Here is a 17,685-nt window from a genome sequence, read left to right as displayed (position 1 = left end):
TCTAGCCAACATGGAAAAAGCAACGTGTGCCTGATTTCCTGATTTCGTACACCCATCCTCTCCGCGAAGGTTAACGGTGCATACAGATCAAGGTAGGTCTCCTGGCTTGGCATCAACGGATTCTTTCGTCTTCCCCGTTTTTCACGAGTGACCATTTTAAAAAATCCTCTTCCTTACAGTGGCGGGACCGCTCGGGATTTGCACCCGATTCCCTGTTACCCTTTGCTCAACCGCAAAGGCACCTTGTCTGTCCGCTATTTGATTATGGGTCTTATCATAACCTTGCCTCAATCAGTTGTGCAAGCACGAAAAACGCTTTATTTCAAGTTCTCTGCTTTATTTTTTAACATATGTAGCAATTCGTCCGGGTCCGCAGAGATACTTAATAACGCTGGGTGCTCGGCCCCGGTAAACCCTTCTTGCACGCTATGACGCACCATTTCTACTAACGGGTCAAAATATCCATTCACATTCAGCAGCCCAATGGGCTTGCGATGAATCCCGATTTGCGCCCAGCACAATACCTCGAATAGCTCCTCGAAGGTTCCCAAGCCACCCGGAAGAGCGATAAACGCATCGGCCATCTCGCTCATTGCCGCTTTACGCTCATGCATGCTTGCTACCTCAATAAATTCGGTAACTCCCCGATGAATGATCTCTGCATCAAATAACAGGGTGGGCATAATGCCAGTGACCTGACCGTCACCCGCCAGCATTCCATCCGCCACCTCTCCCATCAGCCCCCTGCTAGATCCACCATAGATCAGACGGATATGATGGCGAGCCATGGCTTCCCCCAGCTTGCCTGCAGCCTCAACATATACCGATGAATGTCCAGGTCTGGACCCGGCAAATACGCAAATAGAATTCATTAACGTCTCAGCTCCTGTCCTAAGTATCATGCATCGAAACTTATTCATTATATTAGATAAACATTTTCGCTATAACAAAAATCTTTGTCGATGCATGTCCAACAAAAAAAGATAAAGACCTCGTAGGCCCTTATCTTTATTTTACTCTGTATCCCAAAATATAAGTTCATTTTTTAGCATACTGCATTTATAATTTCTATCTCATTTCAATGACCATTCACGATCTTCAGACCACAGCCATGCACCGAATCGTTATGTTCAAAATATTTACCCAACTCCACCATCATCGCGCCCATGCGCTCTTCGGTTGGAAACACGACTCGGTCAATCCCTTCTTCCACTATGGACTGTGCAGTCACCTTCCCTACGGATACAGCAATCACATCCTCACGAAAAGCTTCCAGTAAATCCTCGATTCGATTTTGCTCTCTGGCATATTGGGCCAAAAATCGGATTTGCGGACCACTTGTGAACGTAACAGCATCAACATTACGATGGATAACATCCTCCAGTAACGTCTGCAATTTTGCTTCCTCAGGTGGGATATGCTTATAAGGAAGTACCTGGCGGGTCACTGCCCCCTGCTCGTCCAGCCACTTTACCAACCGTGGAGCTGGATCGCCATGCAGTTGCAACAATACTTCCTTCCCCTTCAGATCGTATGGGGCGAAAGCTCCTGTCAATCCGATCAAACTTCCGTCCTCGTCTCGTACTGCTGGCGTAAAGCCACGCTTTTTGAGTCCATTGACCGTCTTGTAGCCCCGCGCTGCAATGTTGGAGGATTGCAGCAACTCCATAATCTGCTCGGCCACGCCCATATCCTCTGCCATATCGAACAAGGCATCCAGCCCCATACCTGTCGTGAAGATGTACCAGTCCGGAGGGTGCTTCACCCACGATACAACAGCGTTGCGCAGCTCGATATCATCCAAAAAAACGGTGCCCTGGGCCGGGCGCTGTACTGGCTCACCCCCCATCTTCACAACTAGCAGCGCCATTTCTTCTGCTTTACGGGGACCAGCAAGAGCGACTCTCTTACCTGCCATGCGTTGTGCCATTCTGTTGCCTCCCTTGTAGAAGTCGTATTTCTTTCTACCAAGTATACAATCAGAGGGGTAAAAGACAAATAAGAATTACTTTTCCGATAAATACAGTAATCTTATAAGTGGTCGTGTCCTGTTCTGCCTCCATGCTGGCTTTCTTTCTGACTACTGCTATCCCGCTCTCCGTTAGATGCCTTATCATCTCCGCCTCTCCCTTTAGATTTGGGTCGGAGCAACATCCATAGCAACAAGGGCATGATAACAAAAAAAATGATCATCACCGCGGTCCACTCCCGGCTGAAATCATAAATTTGCACGATGTTGGAGAACAGCATAAACGAACAGACGTAACCCAACAAACCTACGGGCCAAACCATCAGACTTCCCCATGCATGGGCAAACATACGCTTTACTGCCAAACTGGTAACGTACAGGTCAACCCCAATCTTCGTAAGAAAGGTCGGTACGGTCAGTGCTGCCACGAACAAGTCGAACCGATCCAGAAAGTCCGTTAGCTGCAATTGACGCACTAGTTCATAGGATGGATAAAATAGCCGGGACAAGATAGGAACACCAATAACCAACTCCGACAGCAACATCAGCATGGTCAGAAATGCGGTTCCGAGCAAATGCCCATACCACGCACTACGCCCATTATAGCTCTTCCCAGAAATCACAAAGGGAACCATCATGATATCGGCCATATATCCCAGCATGCGCCAGCTGCCCTTGATCACTCCATCTACTTCCGGATGTAAATAGGGTCTCAGTACCGAAAAATCCATATTACGCCCGAAAAAAAGCGGCATGGTCAGCAGCGTCAGAATCAACAAAGGTACAAAAATCTCGGTCATATTCACGATGGTGCTTATTCCGCCTTTGGCCATAAACGCCAGAGTCAAAAGCAAAATAAGAGATACGACAACAATCGGAGTCAGCGGCAAAAGTACAACCTCCACCAAATCCGTGATAATTCTCAAATCCCGTGCAAAAATGATCAGAAATAAAATAAGGTAGACTGCAAGCAGCATACGTCCTAGCACAGGGTGAGAGCTCACCATGGCCTGCATCAGGTCCTGATCAGGAAAACGCCGCTTGAGTCTCAACATGGCCCAGATCGGCAAGCATAGCACGATAGCTGCAATTACACAGGTCCAGTAGGCATGTTGATTCGCGTAATCTGCTGCCTGCGCCGGAGCATGTACAAGGGTAATACCGACCTCCATCAATACACCAAGCAGCACGATTTGTCTGGTTGTGAACTGTCTCATGCAGGTACATCCTCCTTTTGCCCGCAGGCATCCATTACACGATTTACAACGTAGGGGGGAGCCACATGTCAATAAAACGGGCCAGCCATGTAGCCACATAAACAGTGCTCTTCGTTGATGTTCCGTAAATCCAGACACCAATGCTAATGACATACAATACGCGTGAGATCCAGCGATTGACGGCAGGTGCATCCCTAATACTTTTGCGGTCAATCAGATACATGAAGAGCATAGCCAGCAATAAAGGTAATAGAAATACTTTATTCATTCTGGATTTGCTCCTTTTTGACCCCGAATGGTTTGGTGACCGCACCGATATTTTCAATATGCACGACCGGATCTATAGTGACCTCCACCTTGGGATACAGTTGATCCCATTGAGGTTTAATCCGTTCCCATTCATCCGGATGACTCGTAATAATAGCCCGGCCCAAACCAAGTACGTCTGAGTGATATTTTTGCTGGATCACCTTGACACCCTCTCCCAGCTCCCTCTTAATTTCCTCGGCTGTCTGCTGTTCCAGCCACTTCAAATTTTCCTCGTTGGAAATATCGAAATCCGTCTCATTTTCCTTCACATTCCCGTTACAGTTCATATGAACGGTCATGCGAATATCGTTCCCACGAATATATGGCTTGATATGGACATTATTTTCGATGAGGTGTACAGATATGTAGCCTCTACCTTTGGGAGGGTGGATAAATATTTCTGTCTCCTTGGCTTGCTCCATACCCAACAGCAGGAATCGACTGAGGTGGTTATCTATAATCCCTGTTAACCTGTCTTTCCGAAATACAGCTAGCCCATCGACCTGAATATTTGTCTTCTTGTCTTTAAGATTAGAGGGGCCATTCTTCACCAGAGACATCACCGGCACCACCGGGTCAATACCATCCAGCAGGACGGAATTTATCAGCAGCTTAACAGAACGAGGTTTTTTCATATAGGAATAGTTGAGCTCACGCACCATTTCTGCCGGATATTGCTCAATCGGGGCATCTGCCTGAAGCACTTCCATCGCTGATCCCTTCGTAATAACAACCAGGGAAGACAGACGGTTTTGCGGAATACGCGCCAGTACATCCATCATTTTGTTAATCCCTTCCCGCGCCAGCGTCTCACCGAACAGCAGCACCCGTCGATGGGAGTAATTCAGCGTTCGCGAAACCGCACGCTGTTCCTCGGTGCTTGCTCCCCGGAAGCTTGGGCCTGTTTTGGACTCCAGGTAGTAGGATTTCGTACCACTTGTACCTCCCCCTCCTCCTGTACTGCCCGAAGATCCAAGTTGTCCGGGTAAAGCGATTTGCATCGTTACCCGGTATTGATCGCCTTCTTTATCCAGACCCGTGCCCATCACAAAGGCCACATCGTTCACTTCACGGCGATCCCAGCATCCTCCCAAAAGAACAGAACAAAGCAGCAAACAACAGAGCACAGCCGCTTTACGTATTTGTTGTGTATCGGATTCGGGCTTCATCACCATCCCTCCTCGGTTGTAGGCGATCCATTCATCTTTTCCTTCGCTCGTTTGTTGTTGTCTTTACCAATCCAGGAAGGACGTTTAGTCATTTTCCACCAAGGCGCGCGAACGACGATATCCTTTTGATCCATATGTTTGTATGGGCTATATCCGCTCATATAAGGAACACCAAACGATGTTAACTTGGTTAGATGCGTAGCAATCAGCGTTGTCGCAATAATGATCCCAAACAATCCGAATAATCCCGCCATCAGCATAATTGGAAATCGTAGCAGACGAACCGTGATGGCAAAGTTAAAACGCGGGATGGTAAACGACGCAATACCTGTGAGCGACACAATAATGACCATCGGGGCCGATACAATCCCTGCTTGTACAGAGGCCTGACCGATGACTAGCGCTCCAAGGATACTGACAGCCTGACCGACCGTTTTGGGGAGACGAATCCCCGCTTCTCGTAACGCTTCAAAGGAAATTTCCATCATTAGTGCTTCCACCAAAGCGGGGAAAGGGATAGACTCACGCGCTGCCGCAATACTCAAAATAAGCGTCGTCGGCAGCATATCATGATGATAGGTCGTCACCGCTACATATAATGCAGGCAGAAAGAGAGCCAATATGAGAAAAAGAAAACGAATCCAGCGCACCATATTACTGATAAAAAAGCGCTCGTAATAGTCTTCGCTCGCTTGCATCATCTGCCACATCGTGACTGGCCCAATCAGGGCAAAGGGCGTTCCGTCTACAAAAATAGCAAAACGTCCTTCCAATAATTGCGCAGTGACGGTATCCGGGCGTTCGGTGTATTCCATTTGCGGAAACGGCGAAAACGGGTGATCCTCAATCAGTTCCTCAATATATCCAGTCTCCAGAACACCATCAATTTTAATATCGCTAAGCCTTTTTTTAACATCCTCCACCAGTTTTGGATCTATGATCCCTTCAATATAAGTAAGGACGACGCTCGTTTGAGTTTCTGTTCCGATGGTCATGCTGTACATCTTGAGCTTGGAGGTTTTCAATTTGAAACGTAACAGTGCCGTATTGACGCGAAGTGTCTCTGTGAATCCTTCACGCGGTCCACGAATAACCGATTCGGTCTGCGGTTCCTCCACTCCACGGCGGACACCCCCCTTGGCGCTAAAAATATACGCACGAGGCGTGCCATCTACAAACAAGGCGGCATTGCCGTCCAGTATCGCTGCCGATACCATCTTCCATTCGTCCATCGTTTTGGTCTGGGACATGGAGATACGAGTTTCATCCAGCGGCTCCAATTTGCCGTTCACTTCAGGGTCCTTGAGCATCATGCCCAGAATGACAGGCCGCAGAATATGGTCCTGCAAATCCTCCGATTTTACCGTACCTTCAAAATAAGCCAATAACCCTTTGCGTTCAGGGGAAATCATGAGCTCTCGATAGACGATATCAGAGCAATCCTTGAAAATATCACGCAAAGCAATCAAATTGTCTTCCACACTGCTACGCAGCGGCTGTTCCAGCCATGAAGACTCAGGCAGTCCTTTAGGCACATTGAAATTTCGTGTCTTGCGGTCTGCGGCTGGAATCGCTCGCCGGCTCCACGGTGGCTTCGGCAACTTGGGAAAGCGCCCTTTCTTCATCGTTATTCCCCCTTTACGAATGAGCCGAACAGATAATATGACATATAGGATGTACCAGCCTGCAAAGGATTATGTATCCAATGAACTCAACATGTTGAACAGATAACAAAAAGACCCTGCACTGATGCAGGGCCTTCGAAAATCCATTATAAATCTGGAAATTTATGATAAAGGAATGATTAATCTCCCCAATACTCCTCGGGATGGTATTCAATCTCAGAACTAGCTTTGAACGTAAGCTCATCTGTCTGATCATGATATTCCACGCTTTCCGGGGTGACGTAATACCAATGCTTCACCACGGGTCCATCGTCTACCGGCGTTACAAAACGAAATACGTTCAACTCCCCGCTATAACGCACAATCGCCTCCGCCGTCTCATGCGGCAGTCCTTGAAGCGTAAAGCGAAACACGCCGTCCGCCGATTCCAAATGGCAATCGAAAACCTGCTTGCGGCTGTCAGCAAAGCTACGTCCCGTGACGGCATGCTTGATCAGCCATGTTTCCTGCTGCGCCATTGTGCGCACCTCCTTTTAGGGCAAATCAATCAACATATAAAAAACAGAATCTTCTGCTTTCAGTGAGAGCTTCGGCTCCTGCTCAATACGAGCGGAATCGCGTCCTTGCAGAATATGTTCACCGTTCACACGCAGCGAGCCTTCGATGACGAATAGGAACACGCGCCGACCCTCGGCCTGTGTGAATTCTACTTGCTCTCCAGGCTGAAGCTTGCTTAAATAAATCGTTAAATCCTGATTGATTGCAGCTATTTCACCCTCTGTGCCTGGTACGCGCTTTCCGGCAACGACAGGCAGAAGCTGACCGTGAAGACGCTCAGGATTGAACGCTGTAGCCTCATATGACGGTTTCAGGCCTCTCGTATGCGGGCTAAACCACAATTGCAGTAGACTGACATCCTCCGTTTGTGAAGCGTTGTGCTCCGTATGAATGATGCCGTGGCCCGCTGACATTCGCTGAATGCCTCCAAAACGAGTCACCGCTACATGTCCACGGTTGTCTTCATGACGCAATTCCCCATACAGCACAATCGAAACAATCTCCATATCACTGTGCGGATGCGCCCCAAAGCCCCGTCCCGGTGTGATGACATCGTCATTACAGACACGCATAGGACCAAACGCTGTATTGTTCTCATCCTGATACTCCGCGAATGAAAAGCTGTGACTCCCCCGCAGCCAGCCCTTATCGAAGCTGAATCGGGAAGCCGCCGGATATATTGTAAACATAATAGCCCTCCTTCAGGAAGAAAAATGAGATCAAATCCCTCTCATTGTAACCGAGCCCCAGCGATAAAGCTACGCCTCTGTCTGAGTGATAATTTCGTCTATAAAAGACTGCAAAGTACTGGTAACAAAGGCTTCCTTACGCCGGATAAACACCGTTGTTACTTCATTGTACGGCTCAGGCATCGCATGACCGCAGACAAGGCCTTGAGCCACCAGCCCACTGATCGACGATTCGGGAAAAACAGTCATTCCAATACCAGCCGCCACACTGCCGATAATTGTCTCAAATGTCCCAAACTCCATAATCTGCTTGGGAATAATCCCCTCCATCTTGAGCCAGGTTTCCAGCCGTCCCCGGTAGCCGCAACCTTTTTTATACAGCAGGAGTGGACGGGTTGTAAGATCCTCAACAGAAAAGTCATCTCCTTGGGATACGAGGACCAGCTTTTCCTGAAATACATCAAACTGTTCAATCAGCGGATGCTTCACCGGCCCGGTCACAAAAGCTCCATCCAGCCGCATTTCTGCAACCTCCTGCACCAGAGACTCTGTAACCCCGGCCTTGAGGGACAACTCGACATCCGGGTACTTGCTATAGTAAGCATGTAAAATGGCCGGGAGGGCAATGACAGTCTCCACAATGCCAATCTCCAGCACCCCCGAAGGTGCAGAGGTATTCTGAAACGCATGTTTCATTTCCTCGAATTGCGATAAAATGCTTTTCGTATATTGCAGCAGACGCTTGCCCTCGGCATTGAGGATCATTCCCCGCTTATGTCTATTAAATAAAGGCGTTTGCAGTTCCTTTTCGAGCAGCTTGATTCTGGCCGTTACATTGGACTGGACATAGCTAAGCTCGGCTGCAGCCTTGCTGACACTGCCATTCGCAGCCACCGTCTGGAAAATGTTTAAATCGTTCAGATCCACTACTGCTCCCCCTTATTGTGAAGGACAATGGGCCATCAAAATTGACGCGCCTTGTCACTTATTATCATTTTAAATGATCATAATGTTTATTTTCAATCATTTTACCAACAGCTTCCTATCCTTTATGATGTGTCCATAAGATATGTCCGCTGAGACCGGCAAGGAGGAGCTTTTGTACACCATGAACAGACAAATCATGACCGGATCTTTATTATGCCTAATCGCCAGTATGTCCTGGGGGGCGATGTTTCCGGTTTCGCACATTGCATTACAACATATCAATCCACTGTACTTTTCATTTTTGCGCTATTTATCGGTTACACTCATTTTAGTCGTGCTATTGTGGCTCAAAGAGGGACGGACTGCATTTCGCTTTGAGGGCAAGGGTAAGACGTTGTTATTCTTCGGGACCATGGGATTCACCATTTATAATATGGCCGTTTTCCAGGGGCAGCACGCGATGGGGGCAGTAGGTACTCTCGTAGCCTCTATAATGGAAGTTCTAATGCCGATGATTTCCATTGCGATGGTGTGGATCATGACCCGTAAAATGCCTCCGAAATATACACTAATCAGCATGGTGATTGCGCTGGCTGGGGCTTTACTAGTGATCACGAACGGAAAATGGACCTTTTTCACGCTTGCCGGACAACATTTACTGCCGCTGCTGCTTATTTTCGTAGGCGTCGTCGGATGGGTCGTATATTCCATGGGAGGCAGCCATTTTGCAGGATGGTCTACTCTTCGGTATTCAACTCTAACCTGCCTGCTCGGAACTCTCGTCTCCTTCGTAGTCGTCACATTTGCCTCTGCGTTCAACTGGATTGTGGTACCGGACTGGCAGGCTGTGTGGTCAGTTAAATACGAAATGAGCTTTATGATCCTGCTTCCAGGGCTAGCCGCCCTGCTTAGCTGGAATGCCGGAATCCGAAAGCTGTCTCCACTGAACGGAATTCTATTTATTAACTTTGTACCGATTACCACGCTGGTACTCATGTACTTCCAAGGTTATGCTATTAGCCGTTTTGAACTATATGGTACAGTGTTAGTCATTTTCGCACTGATTCTGAACAATATGTTTCAGAGAAGTTCGCTGCGTCCTTCCGACAGCTCACGGGATGTCCGTTTCCGCCTGGATCGCCGCAAGTCCTTCCAACGTTAACTTCTAACTCTGCAAACCAAAAATTATGCTAAAACATTTAAAAAAAGCGCCTGGATACAGAGTACAATCTCCTGTATCCGGGCGCTTTTTATCATTTTAAGATTTTCCTTCAACCTGAAACCGTCCAACCAGTTCGCGTAGCTCCTCTGCCATTTGGCTCAGGTCCGCTGTAGATGAAGCAATTTCCTCTATAGAAGCGAGCTGTTGCTCAGCTGCCGCTGAGATCGACTCGGTGTTGCTCGCTGCCTCGTCCGAAATGTGGGAGATATCGCTCATAATATCTACGACACCTACAGTCCCCCGTGCCATTTCCTGAGTCACTCCGGTAATGTCATTGATATGCTCCATAGCTCGTTCCACGGCCTGGCTGATTTCCGCAAAGGATTGCTCAGACGTGGTTACCGAATCAATGCCTTCCGTCACCCGTGTCCGCGCTTGATGCATAGCACCCAGAGCATGATTCATATCCACCTGCATCGCTTCAATGCGCTCCGAGATCAAGGTAGCCGATTTGGCGGATTCCTCAGCTAGCTTACGCACCTCCGTAGCGACCACGGCAAATCCCTTACCATGATCCCCAGCGCGTGCGGCCTCAATGGACGCATTCAGAGCTAACAGATTGGTCTGTTTAGCGATACCGGATATAACGCTGATAATATTCACGATTTCACCGGAGCGCTCATTGAGGGAGTCCATGGCCTGTCCGAGATCGTTAACGGTCTCGTCGATGTCATGCATCTTCTGTACAGCCTGCGTAGCAGCCTTGCTACCCTCCTGAGCCGACTCGGCGTTCATCTTCACATGTTCAGATACGCCCAGCATACGCTCGGATACGTTCGCTGCTTGCTGAGCAAGCTCCTCCATATGTACAGAGCCGTGCTTGACGCTCTGCACCTGACGTTCGCTGCCCACAGCTACTTCCTGGATAGCAATGGTGACATGCTCAATCGCTTGGGTCGTCTGATCTGCACCCGCAGCCAGCTCCTCCGCTGAAGAACTTACCCGATCTGTCGTTTCGTGTACGCTTCGAATCATCGTGCGCAAACTATCGACCATAGTTTGGAAGTGAGAAGACAATTCGCCTACCTCATCCGTTTTTCCAGTTTCCAAATCGCCCGTCAAATCTCCTTCACTGATTCGTTCTGCTGATTTTTGCAGCTTACGAATCGGTACCAGAACAGAACGGGTGATCAGGAAAATCGCGATAAGCGCAATCACCAATGAGGCAGCCAACACAAAAATGGTTACATAACGTATGGCAGCGGTGGCATCACTAATCTCGGATTGATAGAAGGTACCTGCTATTTTCCAGCCGGTATCTTTATTCGTTACATAGTTCAGGTACTTCTCTTGGCCTTCATACACATATGTATACTGCCCGCTCTGCGCAGCATACATATCATTTATAAAGCTTGCATCAAGAGATGTACCCGGCTTAGCCGTAGGGTGGACTACAAATTTTTTCGTATGATCCAAAATGATGATATACCCCTCCTGGCCGACTTTGATGGAGGCCAGTTTGCGTACACTTTCCAGATTTAGAGAAATCCCGATAACCCCGGACTGGTCGGAAAGCGTCTGAGATACCACCACAACAGGAATACCTGATGAATTGATGATAACAGGGGTGATCGCTACCTTACCGGGTTGCTTCATCGCTTCGATGTACCATGGCCGTGTGCGAGGATCAAATGTCCCTTCGTCCTCCTTGGGCACCCCCCGAATCATCAGCCCGTCCGGTGTTCCAACAAAAATATCCGTCGCATCTTCGTGCAAGCCCTTGTATTGAATCAGTTTGGGCTGAATCAATGGGCTGTTTCGACCATCTATCATTGAGGCGTCCAGACGCTCCGCCAAATACTTCGCATCTTTAATTTTACTGGCGATTGCGTATTCAATAATCGAGTTAGCCGTCGCTACACCCTGATTTGCACTGCTGTAGAGCTGTTTTTCCATAGCATTATATGATGATTTATAGGTCGCAATGGAAATACTTAAGCTCGGAATCAGCAAAACAAGCAAAAAGCCTAAACTTAGCTTGTTCCTGAGTGTCCATATAGTTTTTCTCTTTCGCGTTGTTCCCATGTTTTTTCCCCTTTGCTCATAAAACGATATATTTGAATTACATTCAGTGTTAGTTATATCGGTTGAAAGTAACAAATGATTTACAATAAAATTTCACAAAGGAGAAAAACAAAAACCGCGCCCTATGAGACTAAGGACGCGGTTATATGAACATTTAGACCTGTACGTTACTGTTTTCAGCCTTTTTACGGCCAAATAACTGATCCACTGCCAGAAAACGTCCACCGACGAGCGCTTGCTGAAGGCTGGTGAACAGAATCAGCAGATCAAATTCAATCGAGCCAAAAGGCTGTCCTTTTTTAGCGGTTAGCAATACACCGATCATAACGATGGTCAATGCCGCACCAGCCAGTCGTGTTCCGATACCCAGAACCAGTGCAATACCCCCAACCAGCTCAACCGTGGCGACCACAGGAGCCATCCAACCAGGGAGTCCGATGCTTTGGAAGAAACCAGAGGTTCCGTCTAATCCCTGAAACTTTTGTGCACCGTGAACGATAAAAATAACCCCTGTAAAGATTCGTACCAACAACAATCCAATATTCATAAGCGTTTGATTCATTTGCTCATCTCCTTTTAAGTTGTATAAAAATCCTGTAACAAACTACATAATGTAGTGTATTGTACATCGAGAATCAGGAGCGCGAAAAGCGCCACCCGTAGGAAACATCTTATCCAACTAGATTAGCGCCAGTGCGAACATAAGTGTCAGCATCACTAGCACATAGCTGGAAAACATAATCGAACGCCAAGGCATTTGAATGACAGGTTCTTGCTGAGGGTCTAAAATACGTGAGATACGATAATTAATGGACGTTTCTGCAAACGAGGAACAAGCGGCGGAGTTTACCAGGCGAGTATTGGCAGGCGTCATACTCAGAAGCTTGAGCAATGCGCTCCCAATCCCAACTGGTGAACCGGCTCGATGAATCGCTTCGTTATCAGCCAAAATTTCACGGGCCGTCTTATAATGATTGGTAATGTGACGCAGAACCGGCAAGTAAAATAGCTGTTTAGCACACACTTGCAGCAACCAGGTCTTCAACGGATCATAATGTTTCATATGATAGGCTTCATGGTATATGACCGCTTCTTCCTCGTGCTTGTCCAGTACGGACAATAGTGCAGAGGACAATACAATACGTGGCTTCCATAATCCCATGGTGAAGGCGGCTGGCTTAGGATAATCAATGACCCATATCCGATCGGTCCCGAGTTCACGATATCGCTCACCCAGTGCTTCGGTCAGCGGCAGGTCACGCATTCGGTGCAGTCTGCGAAAAGCTGCCCTGGTAGCCATACACTGTCTGACTGCTTCTCCTCCGGCGATAGTGAAGGTAACGAGAACCAGCCCGCTGAGCGCATCCACCATGTAGCCGATTCCGTAGTGCTGCAACAAGCTTCTGCATATTTGAAACACGTTATAATTCAATTTCCAGCCGAAAACATGCTGCCCGGCGTACATACCCATCTGTATAAGGGCGAAACCCGAAATCAAGGCGCCTGCTGTAAACAGTAATTTAGAACGTGTTTTCCACATCGTCTACATATCCTTTTTCCATTGTTTAATTTTTTGTTCCAGACGTTCGATCAACTTCGGATCGGCCACCTCCAGAGCATCAATCATATGATTGACAGCAAGCGGACCAAATTCATCAACCAATTCGTGACTCAGTCCCTTGGATTGCTCATCCATGAACTCATCCCTGCTTAATACTGGACGATATAAAGACGTTCTCCCACGTATACTCTTACTCAGTATTCCCTTTTCCACTAAACGGTTCATCACGGTCATTACCGTATTGAAGTTAAAGTCCCGATCCCCCTCCAACGCGGTCTGCACTTCTTTGATACTCCGATCCGAAGTGGACCATAAAATATCCATAATTTTGGCTTCCAGAGGTCCGAAAAATCGGTTAAGCCCGGTTTCGCCAGCTTTAAAATTCAGTCGTTTCATAAGAAGCACCTCACACTACCGATTGTAGTGTATATATCCGGATAAAGTCAACCGTCACACCTAATGTCAGTTTCTTCATGGAATCATATACAAACCGCCGAATGTCTCCATCCGGCGGAAATTCATCGGTATTCATAGCTTTTAGTTCAATCTGCCAATCTGTATCCTACACCTCTTACGGTTGCAATATATTCAGGTTCCGCAGGTCGATCATCCAGCTTCTTGCGCAAACTTTTGACATGCACATCTACAACGTTGCTGCCGCCTACAAAATCCGTCTCCCAGATATCGTGCATCATTTGCTCGCGGGAGATCACTTTGCCTTGAGCATCAATCAGCTTCAGCAGCAAATCGTATTCTGTTTTAGTCAGATTCAATTGACTCTCTTCTTTATATACCAGCATTTTATCTCGGTCAATCCAGATGTCCTTGAATACCGTACGACGGCTGGCTTGCGCTACCTGACGGGAAGCGGCAGGATGGCGTACAATCATCCGTTCAATGTCATGCACCATATGATTGGCAGCCAGCGGCCACACCAGCACCTCTTCCGAAGGAAGCAGCTCATGCGCATGTACAGACATCCGATCCTGTACCACATACATAACCGGTGTGTCTTTCATATGTTCTACCTCAAGACGATTGCGGATATCCAGTAATTCACTCTGTGGTTCGGTGGCGGTCAAATCGTAAATCAACAAATCGCTTCCCAGATGACGCTGCACTTCAGGCTCCCAGCGATGAAAAACCATCACATCAAAACACGCATCTGACAACGTACGCACCAACCCATGAACTACACCCGGTACCGAACTGATCAGAATGATACGACGTGTAGTCGGACAATACAAAGGCTCATTGGAGGGAACGGTCTCCACCGTAGGTGTAGAGGGAGCTGCTAACATCGATGTCCAACTGCCCTTCACCCGTCTAGGCATGTCAGCCACTTTGAAACGATTCGTTATCTGATTCGCTTGCTTTGACATTCCTTACACACTCCTCCGAATACGACATGGGCATGGGCAATATTATACCCCGTTTCATGCGCAACCGTGTCAATCCAATCATGTGGGACTTCACTCATTACTTCATCTACTCGGCCGCATACCTGACAAATAATATGCTGATGATCGTCCATCCGTCCATCATAACGACTAGCAGCTTCCCCCAGCTTCAATTCACGGATTAATTCCTTATCCGTCAAATAACGTAGGGAATTATATACTGTTCCATAGGCCAGATTATATCCGCGCTCCATCAACCGATTCATAACATCAGCCGCAGTAGGATGATCGTGGGCTTCACGAACCACATCATATACCGCTTGGCGCTGCGAAGTTAAATTTAAAGTTCTCATACCGCATCTCCCTTAACCAACGCAGATTATATTAATTACAAAATTACAATCACAATAAAGATCAATTTAGAATAAGTATAAATCTTAATTTATTTCAAGTCAATGGGATCGGATAAATTGAACGGCTTTGCAACACAATGTATACATGGTACATCTCAGCCCATACACATCGGAGGAATATTTTATGAAAATACTGTGGATATTCACCCTCTTTATGATACTTATGCTCGGCACCAATCTGCTAGTGAACTGGCTATTCGGTACTCATACCCCATGGGAGCCCATGGCATTGGCTTTTAGTACTATGCGTCCATCCGAATATATCGTCTTGTCAGGAATGCTGCTCGTATTCTTTGTGACCGTGGCAAAAAAACAAATTGAGTACGGATTTCGCTTCCTTTTTTCACGATGGTCCCGTTTTCTGAAAGTTTCCGCTTCTTCCTCGGGTTCTAACTCTGCTTCGATGCAAAAGAGCGGCCAAAAAGAGCAGCAAGGGAAAGATGTAAACAAATAACGGATGAATATAAATAAACGATAATCGTCCAAAAGCAAGGTGCTCAATCATGCTGGGTGTTTGTACCTGTGACCACAGTAAGACAATGATCCCGACAAAAAGTAGTGTTTTCCGGTAGGGGAGGTTAAAAATATCGGAGATCCCGAGCACCGCAGCATAGAAGAACAGGGCAATTTTAAAAAAATCGCCGATAATCATCGTCATCAGAACAATCACATCCAGACGCTGTAAATATTCTGAAAACTGTACATTCCCAAATGTGCTGAGTAAAGGAAAGATGGAGCGCTGTGCAATGTCAGTGCCCATAACAGCCACATTTAGTATTGCGGCTTCAGCTAAAACGAGACCACCTACGATAATGCCCGCATAGCCTGTTCTGGCCATCTGCGACGTTTTTTCCAAATGGGGCACGAACATCATAAAACAAATCATTTCTGCGTATGGAAATGCCAAATGTTCCCTAATGGCTGAATGAAGCACAGATTTAAAGCCATGCTCCATCACCGGCGTCAGCTCATGCAAATGAATGCTGTCCGATAAAATCAACAGTACATTCCCCACAAAAATGACGGTCACCACTGCAATAAGCATTATTTGTCCTGTTCGAGCTAATACTTCAAATCCTAACCAAAGGACATACATTACGCACAAAACCATAAGGAAGGCAACGACCAGGTTGGGCGTTTGCTCCAGTACGGAAATACGAATCAGCTCTGTCTCATCGCGCAAATTCCCACCTGTTAGAAATAAAAAAAACAAAATATATAATACTCCCATGACTGTTCCACATGTATGACCGACCAATTCGCTAGCATAGGTTGTGAGAGGCTTACCAGGGAACGTTTCAGCTGTGTAGCAGTACATTCGGAACAATACCATACCCAGAATCATAGCAACGAGTTGAATAATCCATGTGTCCCGCTGCATATAACTATCCATATTAATGGTGACTGCGTTCCCAATCAGAAAATGAAACATAAGAATGAGCAGTTGTCCGGTGCTGATGTATGTTTTGTTTTCAAGACGATGACTCACGAGGCATACCCCTTTCTTTTTTTGTTGCGGATCTTTTTCAGCCATGACACCATAAGCAACAAGAAAGGAAAAAACACAGCAAATACCGGAAACATCCATTTCAGTACAAACTCGCCTGTTGCAAGATGTTCTTGATAACCTTGGGTCATCAACACGCAAGAAACAAGCATGATAAGCCCAAACGGCAGGATCAGTTTATGGTACGAAACACGCAATACATCTTCAGCAGCCTTAACCGCTGCATAATAGAAAATAAAAATTTTAAAAAAATCAAAAATAATGACAGTCATGACCCCAATTACATCCACTCTATCGACGAAATCTGATATTTCGACCTTGCTGATCATAGAAAGCAGCGGGTAAGTGGCCCGTTTGAATACGTCCTCCCCAAGCACAACCACATTTGACAGTGTAACAAAAGACAGGATTGCGCCTCCCAACAATACAGCGGTGACCCCAACCCCGTTGGCACGGTAGCTTTTCTTTAATGTGGGAAGGATCATCGCAAACGTGACCATCTCACCGTATGGCAACATCAAGGCTTGTGAATAAACAACCTCCCATATCGGCTGCCAGCCATGCTGGGCAATAGGAAATATATTGCTCATATGAACAATACCTGACAATAAAATCATGATATTCGTAGCGCAGCCCAGCAGCAGCAGCAAGAATAACAGCATAAGTCCCGTCCGGCCTGCGACCTCAATTCCCAAATGCATCACATACATGACAAGACCAATCATCAGGACACAGACGATAGTTAACGGCGTATGCTGTAATGTCCGATCGGCAATCAGTATTCCAGTATCTCGAAGATCGCGTGCTCCGCCGTAAAGAAAAAACACAATATATAAAAAGGCAAGCACGCTCCCAGCAGTTTTGCCTAGGAGCACCTTGCAGTACTGTGTCATGAGCAGGTCGGGAAAGTGGCGGTGAAGGCTGCCGTAGCATAGAAAAAGTAGGGCTCCCAAACCTGTGGCGATAAGAATAGCAATCCACGCATCCTTGCCCGCATCTCTTCCGGGAATAGACATCATGGACGTCCCCAACTCAAACAGCATCATCAGGGAAATCATCTCTTTTGCGTCGATTTGTATCTTTTTCAATGCCTT

18 protein-coding genes and 1 riboswitch are annotated in these 17,685 nt (G+C 47.0%); of the genes, 1 reads left to right on the top strand and 17 read right to left on the bottom strand.

Features of this window, described 5'->3' with window-relative positions:
• Positions 1–74: 74 nt before the first annotated feature.
• A riboswitch (cobalamin riboswitch) is annotated at positions 75–260 on the bottom strand.
• A 57-nt stretch (positions 261–317) separates the two neighbouring features.
• The 9 genes from MKX59_RS02440 to MKX59_RS02400 form a co-directional block, all read right to left on the bottom strand.
• The gene (locus MKX59_RS02440) at positions 318–872 is read right to left on the bottom strand and encodes an LOG family protein (protein ID WP_023990794.1); all 555 of its coding nucleotides are present in this window, start codon (positions 870–872) and stop codon (positions 318–320) included.
• 206 nt (positions 873–1,078) lie between these two features.
• Positions 1,079–1,930, bottom strand: coding sequence for a uroporphyrinogen-III synthase (locus MKX59_RS02435; RefSeq protein ID WP_076264515.1), 852 nt, complete (start codon positions 1,928–1,930; stop codon positions 1,079–1,081).
• A 101-nt stretch (positions 1,931–2,031) separates the two neighbouring features.
• Positions 2,032–3,186, bottom strand: coding sequence for a GerAB/ArcD/ProY family transporter (locus MKX59_RS02430; RefSeq protein WP_028540745.1), 1,155 nt, complete (start codon positions 3,184–3,186; stop codon positions 2,032–2,034).
• 43 nt (positions 3,187–3,229) lie between these two features.
• Positions 3,230–3,454 carry a hypothetical protein gene (locus tag MKX59_RS02425; RefSeq protein WP_023990797.1) on the bottom strand — a complete coding sequence of 75 codons (225 nt, stop codon included), beginning with the start codon at positions 3,452–3,454 and terminating at the stop codon, positions 3,230–3,232.
• Positions 3,447–4,664, bottom strand: coding sequence for a Ger(x)C family spore germination protein (locus MKX59_RS02420; RefSeq protein WP_340857526.1), 1,218 nt, complete (start codon positions 4,662–4,664; stop codon positions 3,447–3,449). The genes MKX59_RS02425 and MKX59_RS02420 overlap by 8 nt, the downstream gene beginning before the upstream one ends.
• Positions 4,664–6,289: a spore germination protein gene (locus tag MKX59_RS02415; RefSeq protein ID WP_023990799.1), complete on the bottom strand. Its 1,626-nt coding sequence runs from the start codon at positions 6,287–6,289 to the stop codon at positions 4,664–4,666. Before MKX59_RS02415 ends, MKX59_RS02420 begins: the two co-directional genes overlap by 1 nt.
• 179 nt (positions 6,290–6,468) lie before the next feature.
• Positions 6,469–6,807, bottom strand: a complete 339-nt coding sequence (locus tag MKX59_RS02410) for a hypothetical protein (RefSeq protein ID WP_028540747.1) — start codon at positions 6,805–6,807, stop codon at positions 6,469–6,471.
• Positions 6,808–6,822: 15 nt separating this feature from the next.
• Positions 6,823–7,536, bottom strand: coding sequence for a pirin family protein (locus MKX59_RS02405; RefSeq protein ID WP_023990801.1), 714 nt, complete (start codon positions 7,534–7,536; stop codon positions 6,823–6,825).
• Between the two features lie 69 nt (positions 7,537–7,605).
• On the bottom strand, positions 7,606–8,463 hold the full coding sequence (locus MKX59_RS02400) for a LysR family transcriptional regulator (protein WP_053326314.1): 858 nt from the start codon (positions 8,461–8,463) through the stop codon (positions 7,606–7,608).
• A gap of 181 nt (positions 8,464–8,644) precedes the next feature.
• On the opposite strand from MKX59_RS02400, the gene MKX59_RS02395 reads away from it, so the two are divergent.
• A complete protein-coding gene (locus tag MKX59_RS02395) occupies positions 8,645–9,625 on the top strand; it encodes a DMT family transporter (protein ID WP_254664414.1) in 981 nt (326 codons plus the stop codon).
• 96 nt (positions 9,626–9,721) lie between these two features.
• Here the strand turns inward: MKX59_RS02395 and MKX59_RS02390 are convergent, their stop codons facing one another.
• The 8 genes from MKX59_RS02390 to MKX59_RS02355 all read right to left on the bottom strand — a co-directional run bounded on the left by MKX59_RS02390 (position 9,722) and on the right by MKX59_RS02355 (position 17,679).
• A complete protein-coding gene (locus MKX59_RS02390) occupies positions 9,722–11,710 on the bottom strand; it encodes a methyl-accepting chemotaxis protein (RefSeq protein ID WP_023990804.1) in 1,989 nt (662 codons plus the stop codon).
• Positions 11,711–11,864: 154 nt separating this feature from the next.
• Positions 11,865–12,272 carry a DoxX family protein gene (locus tag MKX59_RS02385; RefSeq protein WP_028540751.1) on the bottom strand — a complete coding sequence of 136 codons (408 nt, stop codon included), beginning with the start codon at positions 12,270–12,272 and terminating at the stop codon, positions 11,865–11,867.
• Between the two features lie 117 nt (positions 12,273–12,389).
• A complete protein-coding gene (locus MKX59_RS02380; RefSeq protein ID WP_023990806.1) occupies positions 12,390–13,250 on the bottom strand; it encodes a M56 family metallopeptidase in 861 nt (286 codons plus the stop codon).
• A 3-nt stretch (positions 13,251–13,253) separates the two neighbouring features.
• Positions 13,254–13,667, bottom strand: coding sequence for a BlaI/MecI/CopY family transcriptional regulator (locus MKX59_RS02375; RefSeq protein ID WP_023990807.1), 414 nt, complete (start codon positions 13,665–13,667; stop codon positions 13,254–13,256).
• Positions 13,668–13,813: 146 nt separating this feature from the next.
• The gene (locus tag MKX59_RS02370; RefSeq protein WP_068938992.1) at positions 13,814–14,653 is read right to left on the bottom strand and encodes a winged helix-turn-helix domain-containing protein; all 840 of its coding nucleotides are present in this window, start codon (positions 14,651–14,653) and stop codon (positions 13,814–13,816) included.
• Entirely contained in the window at positions 14,629–15,024 is a 396-nt protein-coding gene (locus MKX59_RS02365) for a Fur family transcriptional regulator (protein ID WP_023990809.1), read from the bottom strand. The genes MKX59_RS02370 and MKX59_RS02365 overlap by 25 nt, the downstream gene beginning before the upstream one ends.
• A gap of 403 nt (positions 15,025–15,427) precedes the next feature.
• Positions 15,428–16,573, bottom strand: a complete 1,146-nt coding sequence (locus MKX59_RS02360; RefSeq protein WP_025720332.1) for a GerAB/ArcD/ProY family transporter — start codon at positions 16,571–16,573, stop codon at positions 15,428–15,430.
• Positions 16,570–17,679: a GerAB/ArcD/ProY family transporter gene (locus tag MKX59_RS02355; protein WP_068938994.1), complete on the bottom strand. Its 1,110-nt coding sequence runs from the start codon at positions 17,677–17,679 to the stop codon at positions 16,570–16,572. The genes MKX59_RS02360 and MKX59_RS02355 overlap by 4 nt, the downstream gene beginning before the upstream one ends.
• Between the last annotated feature and the right edge of the window lie 6 nt (positions 17,680–17,685).

This window comes from Paenibacillus sp. FSL R7-0340, from assembly GCF_038002205.1.
GTDB lineage: Bacteria > Bacillota > Bacilli > Paenibacillales > Paenibacillaceae > Paenibacillus > Paenibacillus polymyxa_B.
Note: the sequence above shows the minus strand (reverse complement) of the source record. Positions and strands in the feature narration are given on the sequence as shown.